Origin of the sequence: Halomonas eurihalina (genome assembly GCF_008274785.1) — a bacterium.
Lineage (GTDB): Bacteria > Pseudomonadota > Gammaproteobacteria > Pseudomonadales > Halomonadaceae > Halomonas > Halomonas eurihalina.
This window is the reverse complement of record NZ_VTPU01000008.1, coordinates 179,172-195,671: the sequence shown is the minus strand read 5'-3', so window position 1 is coordinate 195,671 and position 16,500 is coordinate 179,172. Positions and strand designations below refer to the sequence as shown.

Here is a 16,500-nt window from a genome sequence, read left to right as displayed (position 1 = left end):
GGGGCGGTCGTGGTAGGTAACGAGTGCCTGGACTGCCAGGTTAACAGGAGACTGCCGTGGGCCTGATCCAGAACGTGCTGGCCGTGATTGTGGTGCTCGGCCTGCTGATCACTTTCCATGAATTTGGCCACTTCTGGGTCGCGCGCCGTTGTGGCGTCAAGGTCCTGCGTTTCTCGGTGGGCTTCGGCAAGCCGCTGTGGTCGCGTCGTGACCGCCACGGTACCGAGTTCGCCATCGCGGCGATTCCCCTGGGCGGCTATGTCAAGATGCTCGACGAACGAGAGGGGCCGGTGCCTCCCGAGGAGCGGCATCGCGCGTTCAACCACAAGAATGTCTGGCAGCGTATCGCCATTGTGGCCGCTGGGCCGCTGGCCAATTTCCTGCTGGCACTGGTGGCTTACTGGGCGCTGTTCGTCGTCGGCACCACGACCGTAGTGCCGGTGATCGGAGACGTGACACCGGGTTCGCCGGCCGCCGAGGGTGGCCTTGCCGCCGGCCAGGAGATCACGGCGGTCGAGGGCGAGGCGGTGCGTTCCTGGGAGGAGGTCAATCTCGAGCTGGTCTCCGCCATCGGGGCCAGCGGTGAATTGAGCGTCGCCGCGCGCGATGAGGGCGACAGCGTCGCTCGCGAACATCGTCTGCCCGTGCAAGATTGGCTGGTGCGCCAGGATCCGCCTCGCCCGCTGGCAACTCTGGGCGTCACGCCTTGGCGTCCCGAGGTGCCGGCAGTGATCGATCGTGTTGCCGAAGGCGAGCCGGCCGCCGCGGCAGGGCTCGAGAGCGGCGACCGGATCCTGGCGGTGGCGGGCCAGCCGGTGAAGGATTGGTCGCACTTCGTCGAGGAGGTACAGGTTCGTCCCGGTGAGCGCGTTGACGTCGAGGTAGAGCGCGACGGTGAGACGTTGACCCTGCCGCTGACGCCGCGCGCCCGGGATCGCGAGGATGGCTCGAGTGTTGGCTATATCGGCGCCGGTGTGGCGCCGGTGGCCTGGCCGGAAGAATATCGCCGCGAGATTCGCTACGCTCCTCTGGCGGCATTGGGGCAGGCGGCGAATCGTACCGGCGACATGACGCTGTTGACCTTCGACGCTATTCGCAAGATGCTGGTGGGACTCATCTCTCCCTCCAATCTATCCGGTCCCATTACCATCGCACGTATCGCCGGCGACTCGGCGCGTTCGGGATTGGAGAGTTTTGTCAGTTTCCTGGCCTATCTGTCGATCAGCCTTGGCGTGCTCAACCTGCTGCCCATCCCGGTGCTCGATGGTGGGCATCTGCTCTATTACATCGTTGAGGTGGTGCGTGGCCGGCCGGTATCCGAGCGTGCCCAGGCCGTCGGCTTGAGAATCGGGCTGGCGCTGGTCGGGACCCTGATGTTGATGGCGCTGTATTTCGACCTGATGCGGCTCTGGTAAAACCGTACTGCGGCTTGTCAGTTGCCCGTACAAATGTATAAGGTGCCTGTCTGGACAGGTAGGCAGATCAACGCGAGCGAATGACTGCATGAAGATCAAGACCATCGGAATGGCGGCGCTGCTGCTTGCCGGTGCCAATACGGCACAGGCTGAATCCTTCGAAGTTTCCGACATCCGTGTGGAAGGCCTGCAGCGGGTCTCGGCCGCCTCGGTGTTCAATGCCTTTCCTGTCAGTGCACGGGAGCGGGTCGATGACCGTGAATTGGCGGCGGCGGCGCGCGATCTGTTCGCGACCGGGCTCTTCGATGATATTCACCTGGCACGCGAAGGCGATGTGCTGATCATCCAGGTGGAGGAGCGGCCGACCATTTCCCGCCTCAGCATCGAGGGCAATCAGCAGATTCAGGATGAGGATCTGCGCAATGGATTGAGCCAGGCCGGGCTGGTCGAAGGCCAGGTCCTGCAGCTTTCCACGCTCGAGGAAATCCAGCGTGAACTGGCCGGACTCTATCAGTCCCAGGGGCGCTACAACGCGACCATCGATGCCGAGGTCGAGCAGGTTGGCGCGGGTCAGGTGCAGGTCAATATCGACATCGATGAAGGCGATGTCACCAAGATCCGCGAGATCAACATCGTCGGCAATGAAGCCTTCGACGATGAGACGCTGCGCGATGTCTTCGAGCTCGAGGACCGGCCTGGCTGGTTCTTCGGCTGGTTCACCAATGACTCCTACTCCCGCGAGGCCTTGTCCGGCGATCTGGAGCGCCTGCGCTCCTTCTACATGGATCGCGGTTATGTCAACTTCGACATTGACTCGACCCAGGTGTCCGTGGCGCCGGACAAGTCGCGGATTTTCATTACCATCAACGTTAATGAAGGCGAACGCTATCACCTGGGTGACATCCGCTTCGCCGGCGACTTGCGTATCCCCGAAGACGAGGCGCGCGAACTGCTTCAGGTGCATAACGGCGAGGTCTTCTCGCGCAGTAATGTCATCGCCTCTTCCGAGGCGCTTCGCTCGCGACTGGGTGCCGAGGGGTTTGCCTTCGCCAATGTCGACGGTATTCCCGAGGTTCGCAACGACGGCGAGACGGTGGACCTGACCTTCCAGGTGGAGCCGGGACGCCGCGCCTATGTGCGTCGTATCGAGTTCGTCGGCAATACCACGACTCAGGACGAGGTGCTGCGCCGGGAAATGATCCAGATGGAGGGGGCGCCGGCCTCCACCGAGTCGATCAGCCAATCCCGGCAGCGTCTGGAGCGTCTGGGTTTCTTCAAGCAGGTCGAGGTGCAGACCGAGCCGGTGCCGAATGCCAATGATCAGCTCGATGTTACCTACAAGGTCGAGGAGCAACCGTCCGGCTCGATTTCCGCGAGTCTTGGTTTCTCCCAGAGCGCCGGGGTGATCTACGGCGCCTCGCTGTCGCAGAACAATTTCCTGGGTACCGGCAACCGCGTGAACATCGGTGCCCAGAAGAGTGATACCTACACCAATGTCAACTTGGGGTTCACCGATCCCTACTGGACGCTCGACGGCATCTCGCGTGGCTATAACCTGTACTATCGCAAGACCGATTACGAAGATTCCGACATCTCGACCTACTCGACGGATGCCATGGGGGCCGGCATCAACTTCGGCTACCCGATCAACGAGCTGACCCGCTTGAACTTCGGCGCCACCGTCGAGGATCTCACGGTCAATACCTATCGGGACACGCCTTCCGAGATCCAGCGGTATGTCGATGACCAGGGCGATCATGCCCAGGCGTTGAAGCTCACCGCCAGTTGGACACGCAACGATCTCAACCGGGGCATCATGCCTACCGCGGGCAACTATCAGCGGCTGTCGCTGGAAACGACGGCGCCGGGCAGCGACGCCGAGTACTACAAGGCGCGTGCCCAGGCTCGTCACTTCTTCCCGATGAACGAGGAAGAGACCTGGTCGCTCAAGTTCCGTGGCGAGGTCGGCTACGCCGATACCCTGGGGGGCAATGATCCCTATCCGTTCTACGAGAACTATCTGGCCGGTGGTCTCGGGTCGGTGCGTGGTTTCACCACCAATACCCTGGGTACGGCTACCACGCCGCGTAACCATGGCGACGACAAGACGCTCGGCGGCAACGTGCTGGTCGAGGGCAGTGCCGAACTCATCTTCCCCATGCCCTTCGTCGATGACAAGCGTTCGGTACAACCCTCGGTCTTCATCGATGCCGGTAACACCTTCCTCACCGAGTGCTACCCGGTTATGGATAGCGACAGTTCCCATTGCGACTCTGGTGTCGATCTGGGTGAGCTGCGTTACAGTGCTGGCGTCGGGGTTTCTTGGCTGACCCCGGTGGGGCCGCTGACCTTCAGCGTCGCCGAACCGCTCAACGAAAAGAGCGACGACGACACCCAGTTCTTCCAGTTCTCGCTGGGGCAGACCTTCTGATCCCGGGGTATGGCACAAGGAGTCGATGACATGCGCAAGTTGACCGCTGCTCTGTGTCTCGGGTTGATGGGGGCCTTTGCCGGCCCCCTTCAGGCTCAGGCTGCCGAGGTTGCCACGCTCGATTGGCAGAAGGCATTGCTCGAGACCAATGCCGCCCAGCGTTCGATGAACCAGTTCCGCAACAGCACCCATGCCAAGCAGCAGGAGGCCGAGTTGCTGGGACACACCCTGCAGTCGATGCAGCAGCGATTCCAGGACGGCGGACAGCCAAGCCAGGCAGAACAACAGGATTTCCAGGCCAAGCGGCAACGTTTTGAGCAGCTGCGCCAGGAGATTCTCCAGGCTCGCCAGGAGGCGGAACAGCGCTTTCTGGAGGATGCCGAGCCTAAGCTCGACCAGGCCGTGCAACGCGTCATCGATCGTCATGACGTCCAAGTGCTGGTGGCTCCACAGGGGGTGGTGCACGCCGAGGGTGACCTCCCTGACCTGACCGGTGAGGTGACCGAGATTCTCAACTCGCTCAATTGACCGGGCTCAGCCTTCCAGAACCGGAATTCCATGAACCAAGACGCCCACTCCCTGACACTTGCCGAGATCGCCACACGCCTGGGAGCCGAGCTCCGGGGCAACGGTGCACAGCGGGTGAACGGCCTGGCAACGCTGCGTGATGCCGGGCCGGAGCATATTACTTTTCTGGCCAATCGGGCCTACCTCAAGGATCTGGCGGATACCCGGGCCGCCGCCGTACTGCTGCACTCGAGTCATGCACAGAGCTGTCCGGTGGCCAGCCTGACGCTGGCGAACCCCTATCTGGGCTATGCCGAGCTGTCGCGGTTATTCGATCCACTGGCCAACCGTGAGTCGGCCGGCGTTCATCCCTCGGCGGTGGTTGCCGAAGATGCTCGACTGGGAGAGGGCGTGAGCGTCGGTCCCCAGGCGGTCATCGAATCCGGCGTGGTCCTCGGCGATGGGGTGATTGTCGGGCCGGGATGCGTGGTCGGTGCCGACACCCGGATCGGAGCCGACTCCCGTTTGCATGCCAATGTCACCCTCTATCATGGGGTCATCATCGGCGCTCGGGCCATCCTGCATAGCGGTTGTGTGATCGGTGGCGATGGCTTTGGCTTCGCCCACGATGGCAAGGGATGGCACAAGATCGCCCAACTGGGCGGCGTGGTGCTGGGTGATGATGTCGAAGTCGGCAGTTGTTCGAGTATCGACCGCGGGGCCCTTGGCGACACGTTGATCGGCGATGACGTCAAGATCGACAGCCAGGTGCAGATCGCACACAACGTGCAGATAGGCGAACACAGTGCCCTGGCGGGCTGTGTCGGTATTGCCGGCTCCACGCGGGTCGGGCGCCACTGCATGCTGGGCGGCGGCGTGGGGCTGTCGGGTCACCTGACGATCTGCGATGGCGTCCAGGTCACTGGCATGAGCCTGGTCACCAACTCCATCCATGAGCCGGGTATCTACTCGTCGGGTACCGGTGCCATGGACAACGCCCAGTGGCGGCGTAACGCAGTGCGCTTCAAACAACTGGACGACATCGCGCGCCGCCTGAGCCGCCTGGAAAAAGCCGAGCGCGGCGCTTGAGGCCGTATCGCAGGGCGGTATAATCCTCGCCCCTCCGCCGGCCTGGAGCCGGCGGTCATGCCCGTCGCGTGGGGCGGGCCATCTGTCATGTCAGAGGCTGCTACGATGGTAATGGACATCAATGAAATTCGTGAATATCTGCCCCACCGCTACCCTTTTCTGCTGGTGGACAGGGTGACGGAAATTGCCCTCGGCGAATCCATCGTTGCCTACAAGAATGTCAGTATCAATGAGCCGTTCTTCAACGGCCACTTTCCCCATCATCCGATCATGCCGGGCGTGCTGGTGATCGAGGCATTGGCGCAGGCGTGCGGTATTCTTGGGTTCAAGACCGTCAACAAGCTGCCCGCCGATGGTTATGTCTATTATCTGGTGGGTAGTGACAATGTCCGCTTCAAGCGCCCGGTGATGCCCGGCGACCAACTGCGCCTGGAAGCGCTGGTGGAGCGCGAGAAGCGGGGTATCTGGAAGTTTGCCTGCAAGGCCACCGTGGACGGCGACGTGGCCTGCGAGGCCGAGATCATCTGTGCCGAGAGGAAGGTCGCTTGATTCATCCCACCGCCATCGTCGACCCCGGAGCGTGCCTGGCCGATGACGTCGAGGTCGGGCCCTTCACGGTGATCGGCCCGGATGTCGAGATCGGCGCCGGTTCCCGCATCGGGCCCCATGTTGTGATCAAGGGCCCGGCAAGACTCGGTGAGCGTACGCGCATCTTTCAATTCGCCTCGGTCGGCGAGGATTGTCAGGACAAGAAATATGCAGGAGAGCCGACCCGCCTGGTGATGGGCGATGACAATGTGGTACGCGAAGGCGTGACCCTGCATCGCGGCACCATGCAGGACCGAGCCGAGACGACCGTCGGCTCACGCAACCTGTTCATGGCCTATGCGCATATTGGCCATGACTGCGTGATCGGCGACGACTGCATCCTGGCCAACCAGGTGACCCTGGCAGGCCACGTGACGTTGGGCGATTTCTCGATTCTCGGCGGTCTGTCGGCCGTGCACCAGTTCTGTCATTTCGGCGAGCATGCCATGGCGGGAGGCGGTTCGATCATCACCAAGGACACCCCGGCCTATGTGATGATCAATGGCAACCCCGCCCAGGTGCATGGGCTCAATTTGATAGGGTTGCGGCGCCGTGGCTTCAGCAACGAGGCGCTCAAGGCGCTGGGCGATGCCTATCGCCTGGTCTACCGCCAGGGGCTGACCGTCGAGCAGGCGCTGAGTACCATACGCTCGCGCTACTCCCTGCCGGAGACCGAGACCTTCGCGGCCTCCATCGAGGAGTCGTCCCGGGGCATCATTCGCTGAGCGAGGCGGTGCCATGGGCATGCAACGTATCTATGTGGTCGCCGGCGAACTTTCCGGCGACATTCTCGGGGCCGGGCTACTGCGCGAGCTCAAGGCGCGCCATCCCGAGGTGGAATTCCGGGGCATCGGCGGGCCGCGCATGATTGCCGAGGGCGTCGACAGCCGCTTCCCACTGGAGACACTATCCGTGATGGGGCTGGTCGAGGTGCTCAAGCACCTGCCCAGGCTCGTGGGCGTCCGTCGCGCCCTCCGCCGGGACGCCCTCGACTGGCAGCCGGACATCATGATCGGCATCGATGCGCCCGACTTCAATCTGGGGCTGGAGCGGCAACTGCGGGACGCCGGCCTGACCACCGCGCATTATGTCAGCCCCTCCGTCTGGGCTTGGCGCCAGGGGCGGGTCAAGGGCATCGCGCGTGCCGTGGACGCCATGCTGACCTTCCTGCCCTTCGAGGCCGCCTTCTATGCCCGCCACCGGGTGCCGGTGGCCTATGTCGGGCATCCCCTGGCCGACGAAATGCCGCTGACCAATGATCGGCTCGCCGCTCGCGAGTCGCTGGGGCTTCCGGCTCAGGGCACCATGCTGGCCGTGCTGCCGGGGTCGCGCTCCAATGAGGTGCGCTTCCTGGGAGCAACCTTCCTGGAGGCTGCCGAACGGTTGTGCGCCGAGCGCCTGGAGCTGAATGTCGTCATTCCCGCTGCCACGCCGGCTCGTCGAGAAGAGCTGGAAGCCCTACTGGCCGAGCGCGAGGCCCTGCGCGGTCGCGTGACGCTGGTCGATGGGCGCTCGCGCGACGCCATGGTGGCCAGCGACCTGGTGCTCTTGACCTCGGGAACCGCGGCGCTGGAGGCGATGCTCTGTCATCGCGCCATGCTGGTGGCCTATCGCATGGCACCCATGACGCACTTCCTGGCCAAGCGCCTGGTCAAGACCGAATGGATCTCGCTGCCCAATCTGATCGCTCGTGAAAGCTTGGTTCCCGAACTGATCCAGGAGGCGGCCAGCGCCGATGCCATCGCCGCTCGGCTGGCAGCGTTTCTCGATGATGACGAGACGCGCAAGGCCCTGGAGAAACGCTTCGCCGCCATGCACGCCGAACTGCGCCGGGACGCCAGTCGGCGTGCCTGCGACGCCATCGAAGCGCTGGTGGAAGGGCGCGCGCTGCCGGCCTCGGTATCGCCCGAAGGTGATGGTGTCGAGGAGATCGTCTCATGAACGCCAAGTCATTTCCGCCACTGGTCATCGAGTATCATGGCGAGCGGCTGGCCGGTGTCGACGAAGTCGGTCGCGGCCCTCTGGTGGGTCCGGTGGTGGCGGCGGCAGTGATTCTCGACTCGCGCGACCCCATCGACGGGCTCACCGATTCCAAGAAGCTGTCCGCCAAACGACGCGAAGCGCTCGATGTCGAAATTCGCGAGCGGGCGCTGGCCTGGTCGGTGGCCGAGGCATCGGCCGATGAAATCGATACGCTGAATATCTATCACGCTACGCACCTGGCCATGCGGCGCGCTATCGATGCCTTGAATCCCGCCGCCGAGTATCTGCTGGTGGACGGTAATCGACTGCCCGGGCATCATGTGCCGGGGCAGTCGGTGGTCAAGGGCGATGCTCGCCACGCGGCGATTGCCGCCGCCTCGATCCTGGCCAAGGTAGCCCGGGACGCCGGCATGCAGACCCTGGATACCCGCCATCCCGACTATGGCTTCGCCCGTCACAAGGGCTACCCGACCCGCGAACACTTGGCTGCCCTGGAGCGCCTGGGGCCTCTGCCCGAGCACCGGCGTTCCTTTGGCCCAGTGAAACGCCAGCTGACGTTACTCTGACGCGACTGTGCGATCCCAAGGCAGGGAATAACGGTTGCAGAGAGTGACACGCCCTGTTGCCAGTTCGCGGGCGCTATCGTTTCGTTTCCTTGTTCTCCATTCACTGCCAAGCCCCGAGTTCACCATGACCACACCCTTCGTTCATCTGCGCGTTCACAGTGAATTCTCCCTGGTCGACGGCCTGATCCGCCTCAAGCCGCTGATCAAGGCGGCGGTTGAGCAGGGCACGCCGGCGTTGGCGCTGACCGACGAAGCCAACCTGTTCGCCCTGGTCAAGTACTACACTGGCGCCCAGGGAGCTGGTCTCAAGCCGCTCATCGGCAGCGACCTGTGGCTGGCCAACCCTCATGACGAGGAGCATCCGTATCGCCTGACGCTGCTGGCGATGGACGAGACCGGCTATCGCAACCTCATCGAGCTGATCTCGCGCGGCTGGCTGGAGGGGCAGCGACAGGGCCGGGCGCTGCTCGAGCGTTCCTGGGTGATGGCCCAGAGCGAGGGGCTGATCGCGCTGTCCGGCGGCCGAGAAGGCGATATCGGCCGCCACCTGCTTGCCGATCACCATGCCGAGGCGCGTGAACTGCTTGACGAGTGGAATGCGGCCTTTCCCGGACGCTACTACCTTGAGCTGACGCGTACCGGCCGCGCCCTGGAAGAAGAATGCGTGCACCTCTCAGTGGATCTCGCCGTCGAGACGCAGACGCCGGTGGTGGCCACCAATGACGTGCGCTTCCTTGAGCGCGAGGACTTCTGGGCCCACGAGACCCGAGTGGCGATCGGCGAAGGCAAGGCGCTGGATGACGCCAGGCGCGAGCGCCATTACACCGAGGAACAGTATCTCAAGCCCCCCGAGGAAATGGCCGAGCTGTTCTCCGACATCCCCGAGGCGCTCGAGAATAGTGTGATGATCGCGGCGCGCTGCAACGTCGATGTGCGCCTTGGCGAGATCTTCCTGCCCGAGTACGGTATTCCCGAGGGCATGACCCAGGAAGAATTCTTCCGCAAGATCTCCCACGACGGCCTCACCGAACGTCTGGATTTCCTCTATCCGGCCGAACGCTATCCCCGGGACGGTGCCGAATATGCCGAGATCGACGCCCGTTATCGCGAGCGACTCGACTTCGAGCTCAACATCATTCTGCAGATGGGCTTCCCCGGCTATTTCCTGATCGTGATGGACTTCATCCAGTGGGCCAAGGACAACGATGTCCCGGTCGGGCCCGGACGAGGCTCTGGCGCCGGCTCGCTGGTAGCCTATGCGCAGAAGATCACCGATCTTGATCCTCTCGAGTATGACCTGCTGTTCGAGCGCTTCCTCAACCCCGAGCGCGTCTCGATGCCCGACTTCGATGTCGACTTCTGCATGGAGAAACGCGACCGGGTGATCGAGTACGTGGCCGACCGCTATGGGCGCGATGCGGTCTCGCAGATTGTCACCTTCGGCACCATGGCTGCCAAGGCGGTGGTGCGCGACGTGGCCAGGGCCCAGGGCAAGCCGTATTCGTTGGGAGACAAGCTCTCCAAGCTGATTCCCTTCGAGGTCGGCATGACGCTCGGCAAGGCGATCGAGGACGAGCCCCAGCTCAAGGAATTTCTCGAGGCCGACGAGGAAGCCCAGGAAATCTGGGAAATGGCGCTCAAGCTCGAGGGCATCACTCGCGGCACCGGCAAGCACGCCGGGGGCGTGGTGATCGCGCCGACCAAGCTGACCGATTTCTCCCCGCTGTTGTGCGACGAGGATGGCAGCGGGTTGCGCGTCCAGTACGACAAGAACGACATCGAGGACGCCGGCCTGGTCAAGTTCGACTTTCTGGGCCTGCGTACCCTGACCATCATCGACTGGGCGCTGGAGATGGTCGACAAGGTGCGTGCCGTGGAAGGCCAGGGGCCGCTGAACATCGACGCCATCCCGCTGGACGACAAGCCGACCTTCGAGATGCTCAAGAAGGCCGAGACCACGGCGGTTTTCCAGCTTGAATCCCGCGGCATGAAAGAACTGATCAAGCGCCTGCTGCCCGACTCGCTGGAGGACATGATCGCCCTGGTGGCGCTGTTCCGTCCCGGCCCGCTGCAGTCGGGCATGGTCGATGACTTCATCAACCGCAAGCACGGTCGGGCCGAGATCTCCTATCCCCACCCGGACTACCAGCACGAACTGCTCAAACCGGTGCTCGAGCCCACTTATGGCATCATCCTGTACCAGGAGCAGGTGATGCAGATCGCCCAGGTGATGGCCGGTTACAGCCTGGGCCAGGCCGACATGCTGCGCCGCGCGATGGGCAAGAAGAAGCCCGAGGAAATGGCCAAGCAGCGCGCCGGCTTCATGGAGGGCTGCGCCGAGAACGGTATCGACAAGGACCTGGCGGGCAACATCTTCGATCTGGTGGAGAAATTCGCCGGCTACGGTTTCAACAAGTCGCACTCCGCGGCCTACGGCCTGGTGTCGTACCAGACGGCCTGGTTGAAGGCGCACTATCCGGGCCCCTTCATGGCCGCGGTGATGTCCACCGAGATGGACAACCTCGACAAGGTGGTACCCTTGATCGAGGAGTGCCGGTCGCTCGGGCTCACCGTGACCCCGCCGGACGTCAATGTCGGGGGCTACAAGTTCACCGTCGATGCCGAGGCGCGGGTGGTTTATGGCCTGGGCGCCATTCGTGGCGTCGGCGAAGGGCCGATCGGCGCCATCGTCGAAGCCCGCGAGGACGGCGGCGCCTTCCACGACCTGTTCGACTTCTGCAAGCGGGTCGATCCCAAGCGCATGAACAAGCGTACCCTGGAGGCCTTGATTCGCGCCGGCGCCCTGGACAACCTGGGCCCGAGCCGCGCGGTGCTCGCCGCGTCGCTGGACGATGCCCTCAAGGCCGCGGCCCAGAATCAGACCAACCAGAACCTCGGCATGATGGACATGTTCGGTGAGGCATTTGCCACACCACAAGACGACGACATCGACGCCTACGCCGATTACCGTCGGGTTCGTGACTGGACGGACAAGGAGCGCCTGGCCGGCGAGAAGGACACCCTCGGGCTCTATCTCACCGGGCACCCGATCGACGAGTACGAGCAGGAGTTGTCGCGCTTCGTCTCGACCCGGATCGTCGATCTCAAACCATCCCGGGAGCCACAGCGGGTGGCCGGGCTGGTGGTGGGGGTTCGCACCATGAAGTCCAAGCGTGGCGACACCATGGCCTTCGTTACCCTGGACGATCGTACCGGCCGCATCGAAGCGTCGCTGTTCGGTGAGCTGTTCGACTCCCTGCGTGGTCGCATCGATACCGACCAGGTGCTGATCGTCGAAGGCGAGGTCTCCACCGACGACTATTCTGGCGGACTGCGGCTGCGCGGCAAGGATGTCACCCTGATGGTCGACGCCCGGACCCGCTATGGCCAGGCCGTAGAGCTGTCGCTCGATGGGGCCGCCGTCAACGGTCGTCTGGTGGATAGCCTGCGTGACAGCCTTATGCCGTATTGCAAGGATGATGGGCTGCCGGTGCGGTTGCGCTATCGCAATGCCGAGGCCGCCGGCTGGCTGGAGCTGGCCGAGCAGTGGAGGGTCCAGCCCACCGACGAGTTGCTGATCGCCCTGCGTGAGGTGCAGGGGCAGGATGGTGTTCGCCTCAAGTACCGATAATCAGGCGGTGGGCATGCGGGCCTGTGTATCGTGTACGGGGCCCGTCTTGCGTGGGATTGTCAGGGTGCGATAATGCCCGGCATTCGACGATTTTTTCCCGGTCACTCCGCGGCCGATGAGACAAGGCTAATCCATGAATCCGAACTACCTAGATTTCGAACAGCCCATCGCCGAGCTCCAGGCCAAGATCGAAGAACTGCGCATGGTCGGCAACGACAGCAAGGTCAGTCTGAGTGACGAGATCGGCCGGCTCGAAGAGAAGAGTCGCAAGCTCACCGAGTCGATCTTCAAGGACCTGAGCGCCTGGCAGGTCTCTCAGGTGTCTCGGCATCCGCAGCGCCCCTATACGCTGGATTACCTGGAACACGTCTTCACCGACTTCGACGAGCTCCACGGTGATCGTCGCTTCGCCGACGACGCCGCCATCGTCGGCGGCGTGGCGCGTCTGGACGACAAGCCAGTCATGATCATCGGCCACCAGAAGGGCCGCGACGTGCACGAGAAGGTGCGCCGCAACTTCGGTATGCCGCGCCCAGAGGGCTACCGCAAGGCATGCCGGCTGATGGAAATGGCCGAACGCTTTCGCATGCCGGTACTGACCTTCATCGACACTCCGGGCGCCTATCCCGGCATTGATGCCGAGGAGCGCGGGCAGAGTGAAGCCATCGCCTATAACCTGGGTGTGATGTCGCGCCTCAAGACGCCGATCATTTCCACCGTGGTGGGTGAGGGGGGGTCCGGCGGCGCCTTGGCCATCGGTGTCTGCGACGAGCTGGCCATGCTGCAGTATTCCACCTACTCGGTGATCTCGCCCGAGGGTTGCGCCTCCATCCTGTGGAAGAGTGCCGACAAGGCCTCCGAGGCGGCTCAGGCCATGGGGATAACCGCCGAGCGTCTCAAGGAGCTGGGTTTCGTCGATACGCTGATTCCCGAGCCCCTGGGCGGCGCTCATCGCCAGCCATCGGTCACCGCCGAGCGGATCAAGACGGCCCTGCTGGAGAGCCTGGATCGCCTCGAGGCCATGGAGACCGATGCGCTGCTGGAGCGGCGGTATGAGCGCTTGATGTCCTACGGCGCCCCGGTGTAAAGCCCTTTCTGCGCTCGGCCGTCCGGCGTTAAAAATCGGCGGGTGCGCCAGCCCGATCGAAATGTTCCTTTACCCACATGTAAACGCCGCTTTCTCGCCGGTTTTTGCCTTGTGGCCCTCAGGGATGTGGGAAATGTGTTGGCTGGAACAGCGATGACGTCTCCATCAGAGAGCCCGAGCGGTATCCCTGCCCATGAGTCTCGAGTCCTCCTCCCTGCAAACCTTGCTCGATGAGGCCCTGGCGGCGACGCCGCCGGGGCGTGCGGTCTGGGTGGCGCTGTCCGGCGGGCTCGATTCTTCCCTTCTGTTGACGCTGGCGGTGGAGGCGAGTCGACGCCATCCGCGGCCGCTGCGTGCCTTGCACGTTCATCATGGCCTGCAGGCCGCCGCCGACGATTTTGAGCGCCATTGCCACGAGCTTTGCGAGCGCCTTGGGGCGCCGCTGTGGGTCGAGCGGGTCGATGTCGATGTGTCCGGTGGAGAAGGTCTGGAAGGCGCGGCGCGGCGCGCCCGCTATGCGGCCTTTCAGCGCTGCCTGGAGGCGGGCGATACTCTGTGGCTGGCCCAGCATCGCGACGATCAGGCCGAGACCTTCCTGCTGGCGGCGCTGCGTGGCGCCGGTCCGCGGGGGGTAGCCGCCATGCCCATCGAACGCCAGCAGGCCGGGTTCCGGCTGGTACGCCCTTGGCTCGGTGTGTCCCGTGCGGCCCTGGAAGCCGAAGCGGCACGCCGGGGGCTCGGCTGGGCCGAGGATCCGAGTAACGCCGAGATGATTCAGGATCGCAACTTCTTGCGTCATCGTGTCATGCCGGCTTTACGGGAGCGCTGGCCCGAGGCCGGGGCAGCGTTGGCGCGCAGTGCTGAGCTGGCTGGCGAGGCCGACGGTCTGCTCGACGAGTTCGCTGCCGAGGATCTGGAAAGGCTGGGAGGCGATCCCGGTCGCCTGGCCATCGAGCACCTGATGATGCTTTCGACGGCGCGTCGTCGCCTGCTGATTCGGCATTGCTCGAGCCGCTTGGGGTTGTCGTTGCCACCGGCCAGGCGGCTGGACAGTCTGCTCGATCAGCTCGAGGCGCGACGCGATGCCGAGGTTCGGATCGTCTGGAAGGGCGCCGAGGCACGGGTCTGGCGCAAGGCGCTGTACCTGATGGCGCCGCCCGTGCCGCTGCCGCTTGCCTGGCGGGCCGAGTGGGATGGTCGGTCGCCGCTGGTGACGCCATTGGGGGAGTTCCACATGAATCTCGTGCGCGAGGGCGGCTCGCCCGCGAGCCTGATGCTGGCGCCGCGTCTCGGAGGCGAGCGCTTGCGATTGTCGGGGCGTGGCCGACGCGATCTCAAGCGTCTGCTGCAGGAACTGGACGTGCCGCCCTGGCAGCGTGACCGGGCATGGGTGGCCTGGCATGGCGAGAGTGTGGTGGCGCTGGGAGGCCCGGAAGGGTGGCTGGCGCTCGCCGAGGGCTGGCGAGCACCCTGAATTCAGCGCAACGTCAGTTCCAGGCCGGCGGCTTGCTGGTAGGCAATTTCCTGCTCGAGATCGGCCAGCAGCAGGTTGGGGTCGTCGCTCTCGTCGCAGTGGAGTTCCAGCGCTTCGCCCGAGGCGCGCAGCTCGGGCAGGGCGGGCGGCTGTTCGGGGCGCGAGTGGTTGAGCAGTACCGCCAGGCGCAGCAGGCGGGCCAGGCGCCCATGGGAGACCTGCTCGGACGCAGGCAAGGCCTGCCACTCCTTGACCGGGAACTTGCGCCGGTGGGCGCGAACGAGAAACGCCAGCAGGCGCTGCTCGGGACGCGAAAATCCCGAGAGGTCGGAATATTCCAGCAGGTAGGCACCATGGCGGTGGAACTGGCTATGCGAGATGGCCAGGCCGATCTCATGCAGCCAACTCGCCCATTCCAGGAAGTGTGCCTGGTCGTCGTTCAGTTGCCAGGCATCGCGTACCTGTTCCAGTAGTCCCAGCGCCGTGGTGGCGACGTTGTCGGCCTGCCGAATGTCGACGTCGTAGCGCTGCCGCAGGGCCTCCAGGGTCTTGAAGCGTGGATCTTCCGGACTGTTGCGCCCGACGAGGTCGTAGAGCACGCCCTCGCGCAGGGCGCCATCGGCGTAGCGCATTTCTTCCAGATCGAAGGCCTCGAAGATGGCGACGAGAATCGCTACCCCGGCGGGAAAGACACGAGCACGGTCGGGCTTGAGTCCACTCAGGGATACCTTGTCCAGGCGCTTGGTTTTGATCAATCGCTTGCGCAGGTCGAGCAGGCCCTGTCGGGTGATCACGCCGTCGGGCGACTTGGCGGTGGCGGCGATCACGCTGGCGGCGGCCTTGATGGTGCCGCTGGAGCCCACCGGGTCCCGCCAACCGACTTTCTGGTAAGGGCGGCGGATGCTGGCGAGTTCGGAAAGCGCGGCGAGTTCGGCGCGACGCATGCGTTTCTCGCTGAGTTCGCCGTTGTTGAAGAAGCGCTGGGTGAAGGTCACGCACCCCATGCTGAGGCTTTCCAGGGCCTGCGGCTCGAAATGCTCGCCGATGATGAACTCGGTGGATCCTCCTCCGATATCGATGATCAGGCGGCGCCCGTCCTCGGCCAGGGCATGTGCCGCACCGAGATAGATGAGGCGCGCCTCCTCGCGACCGGCGATGATCTCGATACGGGTATCCAGCAGGGCTTCGGCCCGTTCGATGAAATCCTGACTATTGTCGGCGCTGCGCAGGGCGTTGGTGCCGACCACGCGCAGGTTGTGCGGCGTGATGCCTTCAAGAAAGGGAGCGAAGCGTGCCAGGCAATCGAGGGCACGGGTCATGGAGGCTTCGTCGAGCCGGCCATCATCGTCGATGCCATCGGCCAACTGGACCTTTTCTCCCTGGCGGGCAACCACCTGCAACCGGTCATGCTGGTAGTTGGCCACCAACAGGTGAAAACTGTTGGAGCCGAGGTCGATGGCGGCCAGACGTCGCGGCTCGTCCGGCATGGCGATGGCTGTATCTCCGGGAGCGGTGTCCGGGCTGTCCTTGAGCGCTGTCATGGCGGGTCCTTCATGATGACTGGCCAAAGGTTGCGGGTCCCCCGGGGGCTTGTCAATCGCCAGGCGCAGGGGCTTGCGTTTCGTCGCGGTGTTGACTAGTATCGAGGCGTTCGCCTGTTCCGAATGCTTTCCGACCGCTCAACGGCGACAGCGCCGCGGTCAAACTTCAAGTCGTCAGATAGCCCACT

The 16,500-nt window shown here is 64.0% G+C and carries 12 protein-coding genes; 11 read left to right on the top strand and 1 reads right to left on the bottom strand.

Annotated features, from left to right (window positions below):
* Positions 1-56 precede the first annotated feature (56 nt).
* From rseP to tilS, 11 genes are all read left to right on the top strand, one after another.
* Positions 57-1,415 carry a sigma E protease regulator RseP gene (gene rseP / locus FZZ93_RS10110; protein ID WP_149322201.1) on the top strand — a complete coding sequence of 453 codons (1,359 nt, stop codon included), beginning with the start codon at positions 57-59 and terminating at the stop codon, positions 1,413-1,415.
* 88 nt (positions 1,416-1,503) lie between these two features.
* Positions 1,504-3,846: an outer membrane protein assembly factor BamA gene (gene bamA / locus FZZ93_RS10105; protein ID WP_407650233.1), complete on the top strand. Its 2,343-nt coding sequence runs from the start codon at positions 1,504-1,506 to the stop codon at positions 3,844-3,846.
* A 30-nt stretch (positions 3,847-3,876) separates the two neighbouring features.
* Entirely contained in the window at positions 3,877-4,374 is a 498-nt protein-coding gene (locus FZZ93_RS10100) for an OmpH/Skp family outer membrane protein (protein WP_149322200.1), read from the top strand.
* Positions 4,375-4,404: 30 nt separating this feature from the next.
* The gene (lpxD, locus tag FZZ93_RS10095; protein WP_149322199.1) at positions 4,405-5,442 is read left to right on the top strand and encodes a UDP-3-O-(3-hydroxymyristoyl)glucosamine N-acyltransferase; all 1,038 of its coding nucleotides are present in this window, start codon (positions 4,405-4,407) and stop codon (positions 5,440-5,442) included.
* 105 nt (positions 5,443-5,547) lie between these two features.
* Positions 5,548-5,991, top strand: a complete 444-nt coding sequence (gene fabZ / locus FZZ93_RS10090; RefSeq protein ID WP_041602655.1) for a 3-hydroxyacyl-ACP dehydratase FabZ — start codon at positions 5,548-5,550, stop codon at positions 5,989-5,991.
* Positions 5,988-6,755 carry an acyl-ACP--UDP-N-acetylglucosamine O-acyltransferase gene (gene lpxA / locus FZZ93_RS10085; RefSeq protein ID WP_149322198.1) on the top strand — a complete coding sequence of 256 codons (768 nt, stop codon included), beginning with the start codon at positions 5,988-5,990 and terminating at the stop codon, positions 6,753-6,755. The genes fabZ and lpxA overlap by 4 nt, the downstream gene beginning before the upstream one ends.
* A 13-nt stretch (positions 6,756-6,768) precedes the next feature.
* Complete coding sequence (gene lpxB / locus FZZ93_RS10080; protein ID WP_149322197.1) at positions 6,769-7,971, top strand: lipid-A-disaccharide synthase; 1,203 nt, start codon at positions 6,769-6,771, stop codon at positions 7,969-7,971.
* Positions 7,968-8,579: a ribonuclease HII gene (rnhB, locus tag FZZ93_RS10075; RefSeq protein ID WP_149322196.1), complete on the top strand. Its 612-nt coding sequence runs from the start codon at positions 7,968-7,970 to the stop codon at positions 8,577-8,579. The genes lpxB and rnhB overlap by 4 nt, the downstream gene beginning before the upstream one ends.
* 124 nt (positions 8,580-8,703) lie before the next feature.
* Positions 8,704-12,210 (top strand): DNA polymerase III subunit alpha, encoded by a 3,507-nt coding sequence (gene dnaE, locus FZZ93_RS10070; protein WP_149322195.1) that lies wholly within the window; start codon positions 8,704-8,706, stop codon positions 12,208-12,210.
* A gap of 133 nt (positions 12,211-12,343) precedes the next feature.
* Positions 12,344-13,297, top strand: a complete 954-nt coding sequence (gene accA / locus FZZ93_RS10065) for an acetyl-CoA carboxylase carboxyl transferase subunit alpha (protein WP_149322194.1) — start codon at positions 12,344-12,346, stop codon at positions 13,295-13,297.
* A 193-nt stretch (positions 13,298-13,490) separates the two neighbouring features.
* The gene (gene tilS / locus FZZ93_RS10060) at positions 13,491-14,771 is read left to right on the top strand and encodes a tRNA lysidine(34) synthetase TilS (RefSeq protein ID WP_149322193.1); all 1,281 of its coding nucleotides are present in this window, start codon (positions 13,491-13,493) and stop codon (positions 14,769-14,771) included.
* A gap of 2 nt (positions 14,772-14,773) precedes the next feature.
* Here the strand turns inward: tilS and ppx are convergent, their stop codons facing one another.
* Positions 14,774-16,258, bottom strand: a complete 1,485-nt coding sequence (gene ppx, locus FZZ93_RS10055) for an exopolyphosphatase (RefSeq protein ID WP_149322223.1) — start codon at positions 16,256-16,258, stop codon at positions 14,774-14,776.
* Between the last annotated feature and the right edge of the window lie 242 nt (positions 16,259-16,500).